This is a genomic window from Streptomyces cyaneus (genome assembly GCF_004028635.1).
Lineage (GTDB): Bacteria > Actinomycetota > Actinomycetes > Streptomycetales > Streptomycetaceae > Streptomyces > Streptomyces cyaneus.
Window position 1 is genome coordinate 93,265 of sequence record NZ_RQJW01000023.1, and the last position, 16,880, is coordinate 110,144.

Annotated in this window: 11 protein-coding genes; 8 read left to right on the forward strand and 3 right to left on the reverse strand. The window is 70.7% G+C overall.

The genetic code is table 11. The features are described from left to right. The first annotated feature begins 233 nt into the window (after window positions 1–233). From EHO50_RS41980 to EHO50_RS42000, 5 genes are all read left to right on the forward strand, one after another. Complete coding sequence (locus EHO50_RS41980) at window positions 234–1,676, forward strand: hypothetical protein (RefSeq protein WP_128437134.1); 1,443 nt, start codon at window positions 234–236, stop codon at window positions 1,674–1,676. Between the two features lie 205 nt (window positions 1,677–1,881). Further along, entirely contained in the window at window positions 1,882–3,321 is a 1,440-nt protein-coding gene (locus tag EHO50_RS41985; RefSeq protein ID WP_128437135.1) for an alkaline phosphatase PhoX, read from the forward strand. Between the two features lie 341 nt (window positions 3,322–3,662). Next, window positions 3,663–5,246 (forward strand): TROVE domain-containing protein, encoded by a 1,584-nt coding sequence (locus EHO50_RS41990; RefSeq protein ID WP_128437136.1) that lies wholly within the window; start codon window positions 3,663–3,665, stop codon window positions 5,244–5,246. Between the two features lie 97 nt (window positions 5,247–5,343). Beyond that, window positions 5,344–6,024, forward strand: coding sequence for a GntR family transcriptional regulator (locus EHO50_RS41995; protein WP_128437137.1), 681 nt, complete (start codon window positions 5,344–5,346; stop codon window positions 6,022–6,024). Window positions 6,025–6,063: 39 nt separating this feature from the next. Further along, complete coding sequence (locus EHO50_RS42000; RefSeq protein ID WP_128437138.1) at window positions 6,064–7,080, forward strand: 1-aminocyclopropane-1-carboxylate deaminase; 1,017 nt, start codon at window positions 6,064–6,066, stop codon at window positions 7,078–7,080. Here the strand turns inward: EHO50_RS42000 and EHO50_RS42005 are convergent. Together EHO50_RS42005 and fxsT are read right to left on the reverse strand one after the other, a co-directional pair. Continuing rightward, window positions 7,077–8,459, reverse strand: a complete 1,383-nt coding sequence (locus EHO50_RS42005) for a TIR domain-containing protein (RefSeq protein ID WP_128437139.1) — start codon at window positions 8,457–8,459, stop codon at window positions 7,077–7,079. The genes EHO50_RS42000 and EHO50_RS42005 overlap by 4 nt on opposite strands. Further along, window positions 8,456–11,932 (reverse strand): FxSxx-COOH system tetratricopeptide repeat protein, encoded by a 3,477-nt coding sequence (gene fxsT / locus EHO50_RS42010; RefSeq protein ID WP_128437140.1) that lies wholly within the window; start codon window positions 11,930–11,932, stop codon window positions 8,456–8,458. The genes EHO50_RS42005 and fxsT overlap by 4 nt, the downstream gene beginning before the upstream one ends. Before the next feature lie 198 nt (window positions 11,933–12,130). Between fxsT and EHO50_RS42015 the strand changes: the two genes are divergently transcribed. Further along, the gene (locus EHO50_RS42015) at window positions 12,131–13,168 is read left to right on the forward strand and encodes a LacI family DNA-binding transcriptional regulator (RefSeq protein WP_128437141.1); all 1,038 of its coding nucleotides are present in this window, start codon (window positions 12,131–12,133) and stop codon (window positions 13,166–13,168) included. A 248-nt stretch (window positions 13,169–13,416) separates the two neighbouring features. Here the strand turns inward: EHO50_RS42015 and EHO50_RS42020 are convergent, their stop codons facing one another. After that, entirely contained in the window at window positions 13,417–14,634 is a 1,218-nt protein-coding gene (locus tag EHO50_RS42020; protein ID WP_128437142.1) for a TerD family protein, read from the reverse strand. A 659-nt stretch (window positions 14,635–15,293) separates the two neighbouring features. Here EHO50_RS42020 and EHO50_RS42025 point away from each other — a divergent pair. After that, a complete protein-coding gene (locus tag EHO50_RS42025) occupies window positions 15,294–15,887 on the forward strand; it encodes an RNA polymerase sigma factor (protein ID WP_128437143.1) in 594 nt (197 codons plus the stop codon). Next, window positions 15,880–16,836: a CU044_5270 family protein gene (locus tag EHO50_RS42030; RefSeq protein WP_128437144.1), complete on the forward strand. Its 957-nt coding sequence runs from the start codon at window positions 15,880–15,882 to the stop codon at window positions 16,834–16,836. The genes EHO50_RS42025 and EHO50_RS42030 overlap by 8 nt, the downstream gene beginning before the upstream one ends. Window positions 16,837–16,880: the final 44 nt, after the last annotated feature.

Consider the following 16,880-nt stretch of genomic DNA (forward strand, 5'->3'; position numbering starts at 1 on the left):
TGGCGACGCGCGTAGAAAATACAGTGAACAGATGTCCGCCCGGTTTCTACGCGCGTCAATCTCCTGCCTGGTCACACCAGTTGTCAAGGTTTCGGCCATGTACACCTCCCGACCGGGAGATGAACCGGGCGGCATGGGTGGAAATCCGTCTAGGCTGAGCGGTTGAGCCGTGATGTGCAGCGGCTGAGCCGTGTTGCGTACGGCACTGCAGAGCGTCCGAGGAGAACCAACCGATGTCAGAGAGCTCCCGCTCCCCCCTGCCGCCGGTGCGGCTGCATCCCGAAGCGGAGCTGGCGCGGGACGCGCTGTCCACGCCGTTGCTCTCCCGGGCCGCGCGGCTGGCCCGCTGGGCCGGGCCCGACACCCGGGTCGACGCCGGCGGCGGGCTCGCCGACGAGCAACTCCCGGCCGCCGCCGAGCTGCTCGGGCTGAGCGGGGACGACGCCGCCGCGTACGCGAGCGAGGCCTGGCGGGTGGCCGTCGACACCGGGCTGGTCGAGGTCGTCGACGAGGAGGCGGGCACGGTCGCCGCCGGCGCGGAGCTGGCCCTGCTGACCAGCGGTTCGCCGCAGGACGTACTCGAAGTGTGGACAGGGGCTCTGGAGGCGGTACTCGCGGATGCGAGCGTGCCCGACCTCGACGACCTGGTCGACGCCATGGACGAGGGCGGCGAGGTCGACTTCTCCTCGCTGGACTGGGACCCGGAGGCCGAGGCCGAGTTCCTCGACGGGGTGCTCGGCAACCTGTACCTGCTGACGGTCAGCGAGGATGCGCCGGGGGAGGGGGCCGTGCCGCTGCCCGCCCTCGCCGCGTCGATGATCGTGCCCAGCGACATGGGCGAACCCACGAACGACGTGCTGGAGCAGGTGTCCGACGCGATGATGCGCCTGGACGACCAGTTCCGGCTGCTGGAGCCGGTCGGGCTCGTGGCGTACCAGCCGGTGGACGAGGCGCTGATGGCGGACGTCGAAGGCGCCGCCGAGGAGCCGTCGGCCGCCGTCGACGACACCGACGTCTCGCGCTACGGCATGGTGCGGCTGACCCCGCTCGGGCTGTACGGGCTGCGGGCCCGGCTGCTGGAGGCCGGGTTCGAGGCGCCCGCGGTCGGGGACCTCGCGGACAAGGGCGCCGACGCGCTGCTCGACGGCACGGCCGCCTTTCCGCAGAACGCCGCGCAGGCCGAGACCGAGCAGTGGCTGGCCCGGCGCGAATCCCTCGCCGCGGCACGGGAGTTGCTGGCTGCGGCGCGGGGCCTGGACGCCGGGGCGCCGCTGCGACGGCTGCGCTGCCAGCAGGCGCTGTCCCTGGTGGGGGCGGAGGCCGAGCCGGCGCTGCGGGAGGTTCTCGACGATCCGGAACTGGGCGGGCTGGCCCGTGTGTGGCTGACCGAGGCGGGGTTCTCCGACGTTCCGGCGCCGTCCCAGGACCTGGTGTTCTGGCTGACCGTCGACACGGTTGCCGCGCAACTGGCGGCCGAGGGGAACTCCGAGGAGCTGAGGGCGCTGGTGGAGGGGCTGGCCGCGCAGCACAGTGGGTTCTTCGCGGCGGCGTGGCGGGTCGATCATCCGGCCACGGCGGATGTGCTGGAGGCGATGGGGCGGTTGCATCCGGACAAGAAGATCGCTAAGGAAGCGCGGAAGGCTGCGTTCAAGGCGCGGTCGCAGCAGGGGGGTTGACGGCCGGTTGGCGGGTGCGGGTGCGTGGGGGCTGGTCGCGCAGTTCCCCGCGTCCCTAGGGGGTTGCCTGCGCCCGGCGTTGGTTCATGGAAGCGGGTGCCCTGAGGACGCCTGGTGTTCAACCTGTGTTCAGGCATGGGCGGGACGGTTGCGCCGACCGGAGTCCGCCACCTCCCACGGCACACCCACCGTCACAGGAGACACCATGTCGCTCACCCGCAGGGACTTCGCCAGAAACTCCGCGATCACCGGTGCCGGTGTCGCACTGGCGGGCAGTGTCGGCGCTCTCGGCTCCGCCCCGAACGCGCTCGCGTCCACCGACGCCGAGAGCACGGGCGAGGCGGCGGCGTACGGCGGTGTCGGGTACGGACCGCTGATCCCGGACCCCGAGGGCATCCTCGCGCTGCCCGCCGGGTTCAAGTACCGCGTCATCACCTACAGCGGGAAGACCAAGCTGGAGTCGGGCGAGTACACCCCCTCCAACCACGACGGCACGGCCACCTTCGACGGCCCCCGCGGCACCACCCTCCTCGTCAACAACCACGAGCTGAAGGGCCCGCGCGCCAACTGGAAGTACCCGGTCCCGCTCACCGAGGGCCTCGTCTACGACCCCGCCGCGGCCGGCGGCTGCACCGTCGTCGAGGTCCGCCCCGGCGGCCAGGTCGCCGAATGGGTCGGCATCGCGGGCACCTCCACCAACTGCGCGGGCGGCAGCACCCCTTGGGGCACCTGGCTCACCTGCGAGGAGAACTCCGACAAGGCCGGCACCAACGGCATGACCAAGGACCACGGCTACGTCTTCGAGGTCGACCCCATCGACCGGCGCGCCAACCGCGACCCCAAGCCGCTGAAGTTCTTCGGCCGCTACGACCACGAGGCCGTCGTCATCGACCCCAAGCGCGGCCACGCCTACCTCACCGAGGACGCGGCCTCACCCAACGGCCTGTTCTTCCGCTGGACCCCGCCGAAGGGCTTCGAGTACGGCCGCGGCAAGTTCCGCACGCTCGCCGACGACGCCGGTGTCCTCCAGGCGCCCAAGTGCTTCGACTCCGGCGGCAAGTTCATCGACGACCTCTCCCGCGCCACAAAGATCGGCACGGTCTACGGCGTCGACTGGGTCGACGTCCCCGACCGCGACGCGAAGACCACGCCCGTGCGCAAGCAGTTCGCCGCCGGCGAGATCACCCGCGCCCGCAAGCTGGAGGGCATGTGGTGGGGCGACGGCGGCGCCTACATCGTCTCCTCCTACGCCCGTGCGGAGAGCCCCGTCCAGCACGACGGCCAGGTCTGGTTCTACGACCCCAAGCGCCGCACGCTCACGCTGAAGGTCCTGCTCGGCGTCAACCCCGACCCGGCCAAGGACGGAGCCTTCGACGGCCCCGACAACATCACCGTGTCCCCGTACGGCGGCCTGGTCATCGCCGAGGACGGGGAAGGCATCCAGCACCTCTTCGGCGCCACGGACAGCGGCCGCACGTACCCCATCGCCCGCAACGAGCTGAACATCGGGACCGAGGAGGAGCCGGAGTACAGCGAGTTCACCGGCGTCACCTTCTCGTGTGACGGCAGGACCCTTTACGCCAACATCCAGACCCCGGGCATCATGCTCGCCATCACCGGGCCCTGGAAGCGGCAGCGGCGGTAATTAATTCACTCGCCCGGCTCGAGTTGCGCCTCCTACAGTGAGATCACAACGTCACGCACCTCCCGGTGCGAAGGCGGCGGCTACTTCTTTCCAAGAGAATCCCACGCCGCAGCCGACTTGATCTCGGGAGGCGCAGCTCATGGTGGGTGCCCGGTGCGCAGGCAACGGTTACTTCATTGGATCTGGCGGTTGCGGGTTCGAGTCCCGTCATCGACTTCGGGTCGGTGTAGCTCAATTCGGTAGAGCACCAGGCTAAAGTCCGTCGCCGACTCCTGATCTCGGGCACCCACCTTTTGCTGTGCCTCCCTCCGAAACACCAATGAATTCGGGGGGAATTCACCATGGCGCGATTCAACACGCGTGCCGCCAAGCCGCGGCCGACCTCGCGGGTCACCTCGACGGGGCGGGTGCTGCGTACGTACGAGGGCGGCCGTGGCCGCGAGCGCGACGCGCGCTCCGAAGTCTTCCTGCTCGCCGTCTCCAACTTCGTCACGCAGCAGACCTTTTACGAGTCCGGCGCCGACCGCGACGACCGGTTCGCGCGGCTCGTGGCCGAGCTCGCCGTCACCGACCCGGAGTGGACCGCCGGACTGCTCGGCTGGCTGCGCGGCGAGGGCAACCTCCGTACGGCCTCGATCGTGGGCGCCGCCGAGTACGTGAAGGCACGCCTCGACGCGGGCGTCACCGACGGCCCGACCAACCGGCAGGTCATCGACTCCGTACTCCAGCGGCCCGACGAACCCGGCGAACTGCTCGCCTACTGGACCGCGATGTACGGCCGCAACGTCCCGAAGCCCGTCAAGCGCGGTATCGCCGACGCCGTACGGCGTCTCTACGGCGGCAAGTCGCTGCTGAAGTACGACACCGCGTCCAAGGGCTACCGCTTCGGCGACGTCCTCAACCTGGTGCACGCGGCCCCGGACCCGGACAAGCCGTGGCAGGGCGAGCTGTTCCAGTACGCCCTCGACCGCCGGCACAACCCCGACACCGCGCTGCCCCCGGAGTCCAACCGGACCCTGGTCGCGCACCGCGAGCTGATGGCGCTGCCCGTGGAGGAGCGGCGTGCGGTGGTCACGTCGGAGGGCGGTGCCGAGCGGCTCGCGGCGGCCGGGATGACGTGGGAGGCGCTGGCGGGCTGGCTGCAGGGGCCGATGGACAAGGCGGCCTGGGAGGCCGTGATCCCGTCCATGGGTTCCATGGCGCTGGTCCGCAACCTGCGGAACTTCGACGAGGCCGGAGTCTCGGACGAGGTGGCCGCGCAGGTGGCGGCCCGGATCAGCGACCCGGCGGAGGTCGTACGCTCGCGGCAGTTCCCCTTCCGGTACCTCGCCGCCTACCAGCACGCGCCGTCGCTGCGCTGGGCGTACCCGCTGGAGCAGGCGCTCGGCCACTCGCTGGCCAACGTGCCCGCGCTGCCCGGCCGGACGCTGGTCCTCGTCGACCGCTCGGGCTCGATGTTCTGGTCGCGGCTGTCCGACCGCTCGCAGCTCAACCGCGCCGACGCGGCGGCGATCTTCGGCACGGCGCTCGCACTGCGGGCGGCGGACGCGGATCTCGTCCAGTTCGGGACGGACAGCGACGAGGTCGCCTTCCGTCGCGGCGAGTCGGTGCTGAAGGTGCTGGAGCGCTTCGGTGACCTCGGCGGCACCGACACCACCGAGGCGGTGCGCCGGCACTACCGGAAGCACGACCGCGTACTCATCGTCACGGACGAGCAGTACGCGCCCAGCCGCCACGGCGACCCGACCGAGCAGGTCCCGGCCGATGTGCCGGTCTACACCTGGAACCTGGCCGGGTACCGAGCGGGGCACGGCCCGTCGGGGAAGGGCAACCGGCACACCTTCGGGGGCCTGTCGGACGCGGCTTTCCGGATGGTGCCGCTGCTTGAGTCCGCCCGGGACGCCGACTGGCCCTGGGCTGCCTGAGGCCGAGTGCCTCGGGCGAGAGTGGCCCGCACCGCGTGGGGAGTGCGGGCCACTCTCTCTTCCCACTTCCAGGGTTTGACATCTAACATTTCAGTTCGTGGAGGCGAGGCGGGCGATACGACCCGTAGGCCGCACCCTGCTCAGGGACCAGGCCTACACAGCGATCCGGGACGCCATCGTGGCTGGGGAGATCGAGCCCGGTGCGGTGGTGCGGGACGCCGATATCGCCGAACAGCTCGGGCTGTCCCGGGCGCCGGTGCGCGAGGCGTTCTCGCGGCTCGTGGACGAGGGGCTGCTGGAGAGCAAGCCGCAGAGCTACACGCGGGTGACGCCGGTTGTGGCCGCCGACGTACGGGACGCGGCAGCCGTGGTCGGCGCCATGCACGAGCTGGTGACGCGGGTCGCCGTGCCCCTGCTGATGGCCGCTGACGTGGAGATCATGCGCGCCGCCAACGAGCGCTTCGCCGCCGCCGTCGCCGCGGGCGAGGTGGGCCTCGCTCTGCGGGCCGACGACGAGCTGCACGACGTACTGGTGCGGGTGAGCGGCAACCGCGCGGCCGCCGCCACCGTCGCCCGCTACACCCCGCTCATCCGCCGCCTGGAGCGACGGCGCTTCGGCGAGGGCGGGACTTGCCGTTCGGCCGGGCTGCACGAGCGGTTGATCGAGGCGTGCGCCACCGGTGACGTGGACGCAGCGGTCCGTGTCACGGCGGAGATCTGGCGCACCCTCGCCGAGCTGGCCGACCTGATCGACACCGATGACGTCGACATCGACTGACGCCGACTCCGACCGACGCCGTTGCCCTGGAGGCGCCCCATGTCCCTCTCCTCCTACGAGCGTTACCCCCTCCTCTTCGGCCCGTCCCCCGTGCACCCCCTCCCGCGCCTGACCGAGCACCTCGGTGGCGCCTCCCTCTGGGCCAAGCGCGAGGACTGCAACTCCGGTGTCGCGTACGGCGGCAACAAGACCCGCAAGCTGGAGTACCTGATCGCCGACGCGCTCGCGCAGGGCTGCGACACCCTCGTCTCGATCGGCGGCGTGCAGTCCAACCACACCCGTCAGGTCGCCGCCTGCGCCGCCCGCGCCGGTCTCAAGTGTGTGCTGGTCCAGGAGAGTTGGGTGGACTGGCCCGACTCCGTCTACGACAAGGTGGGCAACATCCTCGTCAGCCGCCTCGCCGGAGCCGACGTTCGCCTTGTGCGGGCCGGTTTCGGGATCGGCATCAAGGAAAGCTGGGAGCGGGCGCTCAGGGAGGTCGAGGAGGCGGGGGGCAAGCCGTACGCCATCCCGGCCGGGGCCTCCGACCACCCGCTCGGTGGACTGGGGTTCGCCAGCTGGGCCCATGAAGTGGCCGAGCAGGAAAGGGAGTTGGGGGTCTTCTTCGACACGGTGATCGTGTGCTCGGTGACGGGCTCCACCCAGGCCGGCATGGTCGCAGGCTTCGCCGCCCTGGAGGAGGCGGGTGGCCGCCCGCGGCGCGTCCTCGGCATCGACGCCTCGGCCAAGCCCGCCACCACCCGTGAGCAGATCGCCCGGATCGCCCACGACGCCGGACAACTCATCGGCGTCAGGCGCGAGTTGACCGAGGCCGACGTCGAGCTCGACGAGCGGTACCACGCGGGCACGTACGGCATCCCCGACGAGCCGACGCTGGAGGCCATGCGGCTCGCGGCACGGACGGAGGGCATGGTCACCGACCCCGTGTACGAGGGCAAGTCGATGGCCGGGATGATCGACCTGGTCCGGCGCGGGGAGATCGGGCGGGAGTCGACCGTGCTGTACGCACACCTCGGCGGGCAGCCGGCGCTGAATGCGTACAGCGCGCTGTTCTAGGGAGTGTGGCTGTCGACGAGCTTGCGTACCTCGATGCTTTCGGGACTCTCGGAGTCGATGACCTCCAGGGCGCGAGCGAGATGCTCGTAGCCGTCGGGCCGCTTTTTGGCGATGCGTACGACGGCAAGGAGCCAAGGGCGCGTCGGCAGGTCCGATTTGGGTTCCTCGGCGGTGTCGAACCCGGTCGCCTCGAACCAGATGGACCGGATGTCCCTGTCGATCAGGGACGAGGCCACGGAGAGCTTGTCGACCAGTCTGCTCTCGAAGGAGCTGACGGCAGTGGACGGGAAAGCGGGCGGGATCTTCCTGGCGACTGCCCGGGTGGTGACCGGGGCGTTGACGGCGGTGAGGAGGATTTCGCGCTGAGACAGCGGATCCGGGATGTCGTACAGCGCGGCGATGTCTTCCAGGGGCAGTCCGGCCGGGACTTCCTCCGGGGGAACGTGGTCGATGAACACCGGGACGAGTCGCGGTAGATCGTGCTTGAGGTCCGGGTCGGTGTATATCTCCTCCAGGACCGATCTGTTCAGACATCGGTCGGTGAGGCTGTCCCGGGACAGCAGCACGACCACGCGCTTCGCGCGGAGCAACGAAGATTTGAGCAGTTTCGCCGGTGCGCGGCCGAAACACTCCGCGGGGAGAACGTCGACGTCGTGCCCCGGGTGGAGCTGGCTGTACGCCCAGCCGCCCCAGTCGCGGTCCTTGTCCCGGTCGGTGTAGGCGAGCACATAGTCGACCGGCAGCGACGACTCGGCACCGAACTGCGGGCGCAGCGTCGCGATGTCCTCGAACCGAACGGGCTCGAGGGCAGCGGAGTGGGCTTCGACGAGGAGGCGGGCCACCTCGTGAACGACGTCCTCGTACTCCTGGTCGCCCGGGCCCTGGCCACGCGGGACGATCGACACCAGCCCGCGCTGCTCGTATCTGGTGTCGTCATCGAAGCGCACGTACTGGTACGCGGTGTTGGGCTCCGGCAACTTCAGACCGATCTTCTGCCAGAGCACGCCGATGAGGAGCGGGGAGTCGATCAGGCTCGCGCGGCGGCTCAGCCGGGCGTTGAACACCGTCCATTCATGGGCGCACCAGTGACTCTGGAAATAGCTGGGCGAGTACAGGGCCAGCATCGCCCTGGCCGTGCAGACGCCGTTCGTGACGACCCGGTCCTCCCAGCGCTCACCCGGCTTGATGTCCTCGATGTCCAGGAATCCTTTGCCGGGGACCGCATTGCCCAGCATCTGCTTGACCTGCTTCTGGACGTCGTTGTGGAAGCGCTTGACCAGCGGGAACATGCTCCGGTCGTCCGAGTAGCCGGTGAAGAACCAGTACGGCACCGGTGGCGGGCCCCCGCCGGCCGCGTCCGGCGGAAGGGCGGCGGTCACCGGTTCGCCCGGCGTTGCTCGATCTCACCGACGATGTGGCGGGCCTCCGTCACCGCCAGACTCTCCGGTTCGACCGCTTCGAGGGCGTCCACCAGCTGGGTCAGACCGCCCGGACGGGCCTTCAGGCTGCGGACGATCTCGAAGAGCCTGGTCCGTGAGGACACCTCGTCCCGGACGGGCACGCCGAGCGGGGCGACCAAGGAGTGGAAGCTGTCCCGGCTCTGCAGAATGGCCGTACGCGCCAGCGCGTTGACGAGTTGCCGGGTCAGCAAAGCCTGGCCGTCGTCGTCGGGACCGGTCGCCCCGGGGAACACGGGAGGACGGGTGACGTGCTTCGGTTCCAGGGCGAACCGCAGCAGGTCGCGGGCGGCGTCCGGGTCGAGGTCGTACAGGGCCGGCGTGATCCGGGCGCGGAGCGGCGGCGGTAGCCGGTCGGGCTCCACCGGCCGGACGAAGAGCGGCACCAGGCGCGGCCCGTCGGCCGAGTCGCCGCGCAGCAGCGCGCTCCACTCGTCGGAGTTCCAGGCGGTGGGAGTCATCGAGGCCAGATACGTGGGGGACAGCAGTACGAGGACGATGTCCGACACCTGGGGCCACGGCCGCCCGAGGTGGGTGTCCTCGACCTCCGTCACCACCGCGTAGCCGAGTTGCTCCAGCTCGAACGCGACCCAGTCGGCCCATATGCGGTCGGCCTCGACATGGCTGACCAGTACGCACTCCTCGCCCGGACGCTTCACCGAAGGGCGCGCGGACCGGGACTCGGACGGCTGGGGCGGCCTGCTGGTGCGGCGGTCCGGCGCCGGGACGTCACCGGTCGCGCGGGACCAGCCGTCGAGGAGGTCGGCGACGATCCGGTCCGCGTCCACCAGGGGCCATTCGGCAGGGAGGCTCTCGCTCGTCCCCGGCGCGTCCGCGTCCGCCGGGGACCAATCCACGGGGAAGTTCTCGCTCAGCACCGCCCATGCTTCGTCCGGCCGACCGCTCTTCCGAAGACATGTGGCCAGGAGCTCCGCCGTCTGATCGGTCTCGGCGTCGCCCCTGCCCCAGAAGCGCACATTCCCCTCGTACGCGCGCCTCGCCCAGGTCAGCGCGGTCTCGACGTCGTGGACGGCGAGATACGCGCCGGCCAGCAGACAGGAGGTGCGCAGGCAGTCGACGTGATCGGGGCCCAGCGTCTCCCGCTGGCGCGTGTAGGTGAAGTGGAGACGCTGCTGGGCCTCCTCGTGGCGCTCCATGCGGATCAGCAGCGCGGCCAGGGGAGCAGCGGCTCGCAACGCGGCCGGATCGCGGGGGCCGAGGGTGAGACTGAGGCCATGGAGGACGTCGTCGCGCAGATTCAGGGACCGTTTCAGGTCACCGAGGTTCGCGTACAGGGCGGCCAGGTACGTGGCTGTGCGGAGGGTGTCCGGGTGGTGGGCGCCGAGCACGCGCCGGTGCCGGGACAGGGTGTCCTCCCCGAGGGTCCGGGCGTCTTCCCATGCGCCGAGTGCGCCCATCGACACCAGCAGCCTGGCGGAGAGACCGAGCGGGAGGGGGTGGTCCGGTCCGAGGACCTCACGCAGCCGCGTCCGGGTCGTCAAGCCGAGTTCCACGGCCGCTGCCGCTTCGCCCGTGTCGGAGAGCAGCGTCGTCAGTTGCACGGCGGTTTCAAGGGCCATCGGCGAGTCGTCGCCGAAAGTGCGCCGCTCCCAGTCCAAGAGGGTCTCGGCCAGCGGCAGGGCGGCCCGGGGCTCTCCCGTCGCCTGCAAGCCATTGACCAGGTACGACGTGATCTCCATCGTGGTCGCGTCGTCCGCACCGAGCCGGGACCGCGCGGCCTCGCGCAGCTCCGTCAGCCGGGGCACGGCGGTCGCGGCTTCCCCGTCCAGCACCAGCCGCGTGCATCCCACGCACACCGCCGAGAGTCCCTCGCGCCTGGTCAGGTCCCGTGGGGCCACCGCCAGCAGATGCGGCAGCAGCGGCGCCCAGGCCTCCGACGGCGTGTGCAGGGAGGGGAGGGCCGCCACCAGCAGAGCCTGGGCGCCGAGAGCAGCGGTCGCCCGGTCGCCCGGGGAGAGCAGGTCGCGCAGTGCGGAGTGCGCGGCCGGGTGGATGCGCAGGACGCCGTCGCCGCCGTGGCCGAGGCCGTACCGGTGCACCGCGCGCAGCGCCGACTCCCTCGCCTGGGACGTCCGCAGCAGTACGGCGAGGGGCTCCGGGGCCCAGTCCGGTACCCGTACGCAGTCCCGGAGCTGGAAAGGCTGCGGGGCGAGCAGCGCGCAGGCCGACAGGAGCGCGACCGCTCGCTCGTCTTCCGCGGCCAGCCGGTCCAGGCCGAGCCGCACGACATGCTGGAGCACCTGCGGCGGGTTCTCCACGGATCCGTCCTCCGACAGCGCCTCGAGATAGGCGCTCACGGAGCCCCCACGGCTGAGGGAACCCGCCGCCATGCCCACGGCCAGTGGGATGTCCCCCATGTCGGCCGCCACCACCTCGGCGTCCTGCTCGCTCATCGTGGGCACCAGCGTGCGCAGCAGGGCGGAGGACTCCTCGGGCGTGAGCCGACCCACCTCGATGGGTTCTCCGACGTCGGTACGGTCTCGCTCCCGGGAGACGACGAGGATCTGGCCGTTGCCCATGTCCTCCCTGAGCTCCTCGGGCAGCCGGCCGACGTCGAGTACGTCGTCGAAGACCAGCAACCACCGGTTGCGGGTCCGCAGCTCCGCGGTGACGGCCCTGGCCGCTTCCCCGGGCACCGTGTCGCGGGAGGCGGCCCCGAGCCGCACCGCGAGCTCGGCGAGCTGGGCAGATATGGATCCGCGGCCCGGCCCGATCCACCAGACGAGTTCGTACTCTCCCGCGAACCGGTGGGCGTACTCGATGGCCAGCTGGGTCTTGCCCATGCCGGGGTCCCCCACGAGGACCGCCCGGGACCGCTCCGTCAGCGCGGCCCGCAGCTGCTTCAGCAGGTCGACCCGGCCCACGAACCGGTCGTTGCGCTCGGGCACGTTCCACACGCGGGGCCGACTGCCCGGCAGTCGGGGGCTGGTGGCACCGAGGCGGCGCAATCGACCGCCGACCGGCGGGCGTTCGGGGTCGACAGCGCGCAACAGAAGGGAACGGGCAACCTGATCGTCGTCGAGACCGACGAGGCGCACGAACTGCCGCTCACCGAGGACGTCGAGACCGTCCGGGACCGGGCCGTCGTGCAACAGGACAGGGATCGCCCGCTTCCCCGCGGAAAGAAAGGACTCCAGCTCCGCCCGGGCATGCCGGCTGTGCGCATACGACGGTGAGACGAGAACGAGCATCACCTCGGACCGACTGACCGCGGCCCGGATCTCAGCCATGAAGTCGGCGCCCGGACGCAGAGACCAGGTGTCCAGCCACACCTCGTACCCGGCGTCCTCCAACTGCCACGCCACCCACTCGGCCCAGGCCTGGTCGTCCCGCGCGTAACTGATGAAGCACGCCGCCCCGGCACCAACAGCCATATGCCCGCCCCTCGTTCACGATCCCCGGGACGAGATTACGGTGAGTGCCGTCCCGGCGGGAGGATTCCGGCGTTCCCGACGTCTGGGCCTGGTCCTCATGCGGCAGGGACTCCACCTTGCCCCTACGCCCCCCTCGTCGATCACCCGGCGGTACCGGGCCCTGCCGTCGCGCGCACCTGGCCGGATACAGTGCTCAGCGTGTGGGCGGACGATCAGCAGCGGGAGCCGAGTGTCGAGCAGCCTGACGGCACCCGCCGCCGGGCCACGATCCACGATGTCGCCAAGCTGGCCGGGGTGTCCCGGCAGACGGTCTCCCGCGCGGTCAACGACAAGGGCGAGATCGACCCGGCCACGAAGGAACGGGTGCTGGAGGCGGCGCGGCTGCTGGACTACCGGCCCAGCCGGTTCGCGCGCGGCCTCGTGCAGAAGGGGACCGTGACGGCGGGGCTGGTGATCCCGGACCTGATGAACCCCTTCTTCCCCGAGGTGGCCGCGGGCGTGCTGGAGGCGGCCGAGCAGCGCGGCTGGCAGGTCGTCGTATGGGACTCCCGCATCGACGAGGCCCGGGAGCGGGAGGCGCTCGATGTGCTGTCCCATCAGGCGGACGCGGTCATCGGCTACTTCAAGAGCCCGGACGACGTGCTCGCCCGGCACCTCGGGGGCGTACCGCTGGTGCTGTTGGAGCGCGGCCCGCAGCAGACCCGTTTCGCGGCCGTGGGCATCGACGCCGCCGCCGGTCTCGAACAGGGCATGGCACACCTGGTGGGTGCCGGTCACCGCAGGATCGGCATGCTCGACGGGGTGCACGGCCCCGGCCCGCGACGGGTGGCCTTCCTGGAAGAGGCCCGGCGGCACGACCTGCCCGTTGACGGCAGCTGGATCGCGCTGTGTCCCGAGCACAGCGTGGCCGGGGGCGAGGCCGGCATGGAGCAACTGCTGGACGCCCGGCCCGACATCACGGCCGTCTTCGGCTTCAACGACCTGATCGCTGTCGGCGCGATGCGTACCGCGCGGCGCCGCGGCCGACGGGTGCCGGACGACCTGGCCGTCCTGGGCTTCGACGGACTGTCGCTGGGCGAGCTGGTGGAGCCCGCCCTGAGCACCCTGCACATCGACAAACGGCGGCTCGGTCGGCTGGCTGTCGAGCAGGTGGCCCGGCTGCGTGCGGGTGCGGACCCGATGAGCGGCCCGGACGCGTGGATCATCCCCGAGCTGGTGGTGCGAGCCTCTGCCTGATCCGCGCCTGAACATTGGCCTGACCCTCGACACCAACGGCAAACCTCAACACATCGGCTGTGCACGTCCCTTGAGACTGATTCTTGCAGGGACGCCTGGCGTTCACGCCGGGGAGGAATCGCCTCTTGCGGTAATGGCGCGGAGCGTCGCCGTGTCGGGTCTCCTGGGGTGCGGAGCGCCGCGATACCGTCGCCGATGCGCCGGGCGCCCCCTGTGGGGTGGGGCGCCCTTGGACGTCGTACGGCTGTCTACAGCGCCTGTGCCGCCGGCTTCACCATCCCCCTCACCGTGCGGGACTTCACGAAGTCGCCCATGGCTGTCATCTCCCACTCACCGGAGAACTGCTTGATCAACTTCGCCATCATCACGCCCGTCTGCGCTTCGGCGTTGGTGAGGTCGAAGCGGACGAGTTCCTCGCCGGAGGCGGCGTCCATCAGTCGGCAGTAGGCCTTGGCGACCTCGGTGAACTTCTGGCCGGAGAAGGAGTTGACCGTGAAGACGAGGCCGGTGACCTCCTGGGGCAGGCGTCCGAGGTCGACGGTGATGACCTCGTCGTCGCCTCCGCCCTCGCCCGTGAGGTTGTCGCCGGAGTGGCGGATCGCGCCCTGCACGATCTGGAGCTTGCCGAAGTAGCAGCTGTCGATGTGGTTGCGCTGCGGGCCGTAGGCGATGACCGAGGCGTCGAGGTCGATGTCCTTGCCGCGGTACGCCGGCTCCCAGCCGAGGCCCATCTTGACCTGGGAGAGCAGAGGGCGGCCGCCCTTGACCAGGGAGACGGTCTGGTTCTTCTGGAGGCTGACGCGGCCCTTGTCGAGATTGATCTTTCCGGCGCCGGGGGCGGGAGGCGCGGGCGGGGCCGGGGGAGCGGCGGGAGCCTGGGGCGCCGGGGGAGTGGACATCGGCGGGGCCGGCGGGGCGACCGGGGGCTGCATGGTGGGCTGCGGCGGGGCCACCGGGGCGGGGGCCGGGGTCGGTTCCTCGACCGTGACACCGAAGTCGGTGGCGATGCCGGCCAGGCCGTTGGCGTAGCCCTGACCGACCGCGCGGGCCTTCCAGGCGCCGTTGCGCAGGTAGACCTCGACGATCACCAGGGCCGTCTCGGTGCCGAGCTGCGGGGGCGTGAAGGTGGCCAGGACGCTGTTGTCGTCCGCGTTGCGGATGGTGGCCGTCGGTTCGATGCCCTGGAAGGTCTGGCCGGCCGCGTCCGGGCTGGCGGTGACGACGATCTTCTCGATGCCGGGGGGAACGGCCGCCGTGTCGACCGTGATCGCGTCGGGGCTGGTGCCGCCGCCGGAGCGGTACGTCACGCCGGGGCCGGTCGGCTGGTTGTAGAAGATGAAGTCGTCGTCGGAGCGCACCTTGCCGTCGGCGGTGAGCAGCAGGCCCGATACGTCGAGCCGCACCGGGGCGGCGACGTCCACCGTCACGCGCGCGGCGGAGAGAGGGATGTTCGAGCCGGGGGTCATAGCTGTCATGGTGGGTGAACGAGCGGAGGCGTTTTACCGTTCCCTTACCTGGCGACCATTTGGCGGATGCGGGGTCAGTGGCGGTTGCGGGGGTGGTTTCGGGCGGTGCGCTCGTTGCCGCGCTTGTAGTTTCCGGTCCAGCGGGCCTGACCAGCTGGGGGTCGGACGTCTCGACTTCAGCGAGGAACTGGGCGCCGCGGGGGCCGTGGAGGGTGGTGGCGGGGCGGCCGTGGCACAGCCCCAGCAGGCCGACTGAGTTACAACTCTCTCTACTGGTTCAAGGCCCGCGCACGGCGGCGCGCTACGTGCATCGGGCAGAAGCGAGGAAGTCAGAGACACGCCTCCGGCGGGGGCGCTCAGGCTCCGAGATGGCGGGGGCACCGTTCGCGAGTGCCGGAGTTACAACATCTCTACGGGGTTCAAGACGCTCGAGGTCGGGACGGTGTACGCCATCTGGGCGGGCGGCGGGACCGCCCCCCATCGCCGCCAGCGGGATGCTGTTCCTCAGCGAGAGTGCGAACGCCGCAAAGCTGCTGGACATCGCGCTGGTGATCGCCGGTATGGTCAGATCAATACCTGCGCGTGAACCCTCCTGGCCGCTTCGGACAACAGGGAGTGGACTGCACTCCACTCCTATTACACGAAGAAGCGAGGGCCTCGTGGGGGATCCACCCAGCGACGACGCGCTGCTCATCCAGGAATCCCTGGAGCGGCCGGAGATATTCGCCAGGCTTTACGACAGACACGCCGCCGAGATCCACCGGTATGTGATGCGCCGGCTGGGCGACAGTCACGCCGACGACATCACGGCGCAGACCTTCCTCATCGCCTTCCGCAACCGCGCACGCTACGACGTCGCGCGCGCCAGTGCCCGGCCGTGGCTCTACGGCATCGCAGGCAACCTCATCGGCAGCCACCGCCGCTCCGAAGTGCGGGCGCTGCGGGCGCTGGCCCGTACCGGCGTCGACCCGGTGGCCGAGTCCTGGTCGGAACGGGCCGACGAGCGGGTGACGGCCGAGGCCTCGCAGCAGGCGCTGGCCGGGGCGATCGCGGCTTTGCCCGGGAAGGACCGGCATGTGCTGCTGCTGGTCGCCTGGGCGGACTTCACTTACCAGGAGTGTGCCGACGCCCTCGGGGTGCCGGTCGGCACGGTCCGCTCCCGGCTGAGCCGGGCCCGGCGCAAGATGCGTACGGCGCTCGGCGCCGACCCCACCCTCGTAAGCGACCACAACGGGGCGGTAACCCATGGATGACATGACCAAGGTGCACGAGCTGCGCGCCGATGCGCCGACGCCGGACCGGGTGCGGCTGGTTCCCGGCCGCCAGAAGCTGCTGGGAGCAGCGCAGCAGGGCTCTGCCCGCAGGATGCGGCTGGACTGGCGCGTGACGGCTGCGGGGGTCGCCGCGACGGTGGTCACCATCGCGGTGCTGGTGACCATGCTCGTCGGTGGCGATGGACCCGAGCGCGGCGTGCAGCCTGCCGGACCCGACCTGACGTCCGCGACGGCACTCCTGGAGCAGGCGGCGGAAGTGGTGTCGCAGCAGCCGGATCTGCATCCGCGCGACGGCCAGTGGGTCTACCTGAAGACCGCACAGTGCCGATACGGAGCGTCGGACGCGGCGCCCAATGCCAAGCCCGAGGTGAGCGAGGAGTGGGTCCAGTACGACAGCCCCGTGAGGGAGGACGACAAGGACGGCGACGACGAGCCCTCGCAGCGGCGGCTGTATCGCCTGCTCGCCTCGCTGCCGGACGACCCCGCCGAGATCCGGAAGCAGGCGGCGGACATGTTCCCCATGGGCAAGGACACCGGCTTGACGGGTGAGCAGCTCGAGACCTTCGCGCTCCTGGCGACCCTCAGCGAGGCCTATCCCGTGCCTCCGCAGGGGATGGCCAAGCTGTACCGGGCCCTGGCCGCGGACCCCGGGATCGAGGTGGTCCCGCACCTGGTGAAGGACCCCATGGGGCATGAGGCCATCGCCATATACCCGGACCTGGGCAGCAAGGCCGTTCAGCGCCGGGAGTACCTCCTCGACCCCGACACCTTCCAGTACCAGGGGAACCAGTCGGTCGCGGTGCGCGACTACGAGGAGAAGTACGAGGACGGCTCGTCGGCTGGACGCTCGCACAAGAAGGGCGAGGTCACATTCTGCGAGATGAAGACGACCCAGTCCCTCGTCGACCGGGACGGCGAGAAGCCCTGAACCGGCCGGGGGGGGGGGGCCCCCGGCCGCCCCCCCCCCCCCCC

Bases quoted from the DNA above. Each gene is read 5' to 3' on its own strand.
- EHO50_RS41980 (WP_128437134.1), top strand. From the start codon at position 234: ATGTCAGAGAGCTCCCGCTCCCCCCTGCCGCCGGTGCGGCTGCATCCC.
- EHO50_RS41985 (WP_128437135.1), top strand. From the start codon at position 1,882: ATGTCGCTCACCCGCAGGGACTTCGCCAGAAACTCCGCGATCACCGGT.
- EHO50_RS41990 (WP_128437136.1), top strand. From the start codon at position 3,663: ATGGCGCGATTCAACACGCGTGCCGCCAAGCCGCGGCCGACCTCGCGG.
- EHO50_RS42000 (WP_128437138.1), top strand. From the start codon at position 6,064: ATGTCCCTCTCCTCCTACGAGCGTTACCCCCTCCTCTTCGGCCCGTCC.
- fxsT (WP_128437140.1), bottom strand. From the start codon at position 11,932: ATGGCTGTTGGTGCCGGGGCGGCGTGCTTCATCAGTTACGCGCGGGAC.
- EHO50_RS42020 (WP_128437142.1), bottom strand. From the start codon at position 14,634: ATGACCCCCGGCTCGAACATCCCTCTCTCCGCCGCGCGCGTGACGGTG.
- EHO50_RS42030 (WP_128437144.1), top strand. From the start codon at position 15,880: ATGGATGACATGACCAAGGTGCACGAGCTGCGCGCCGATGCGCCGACG.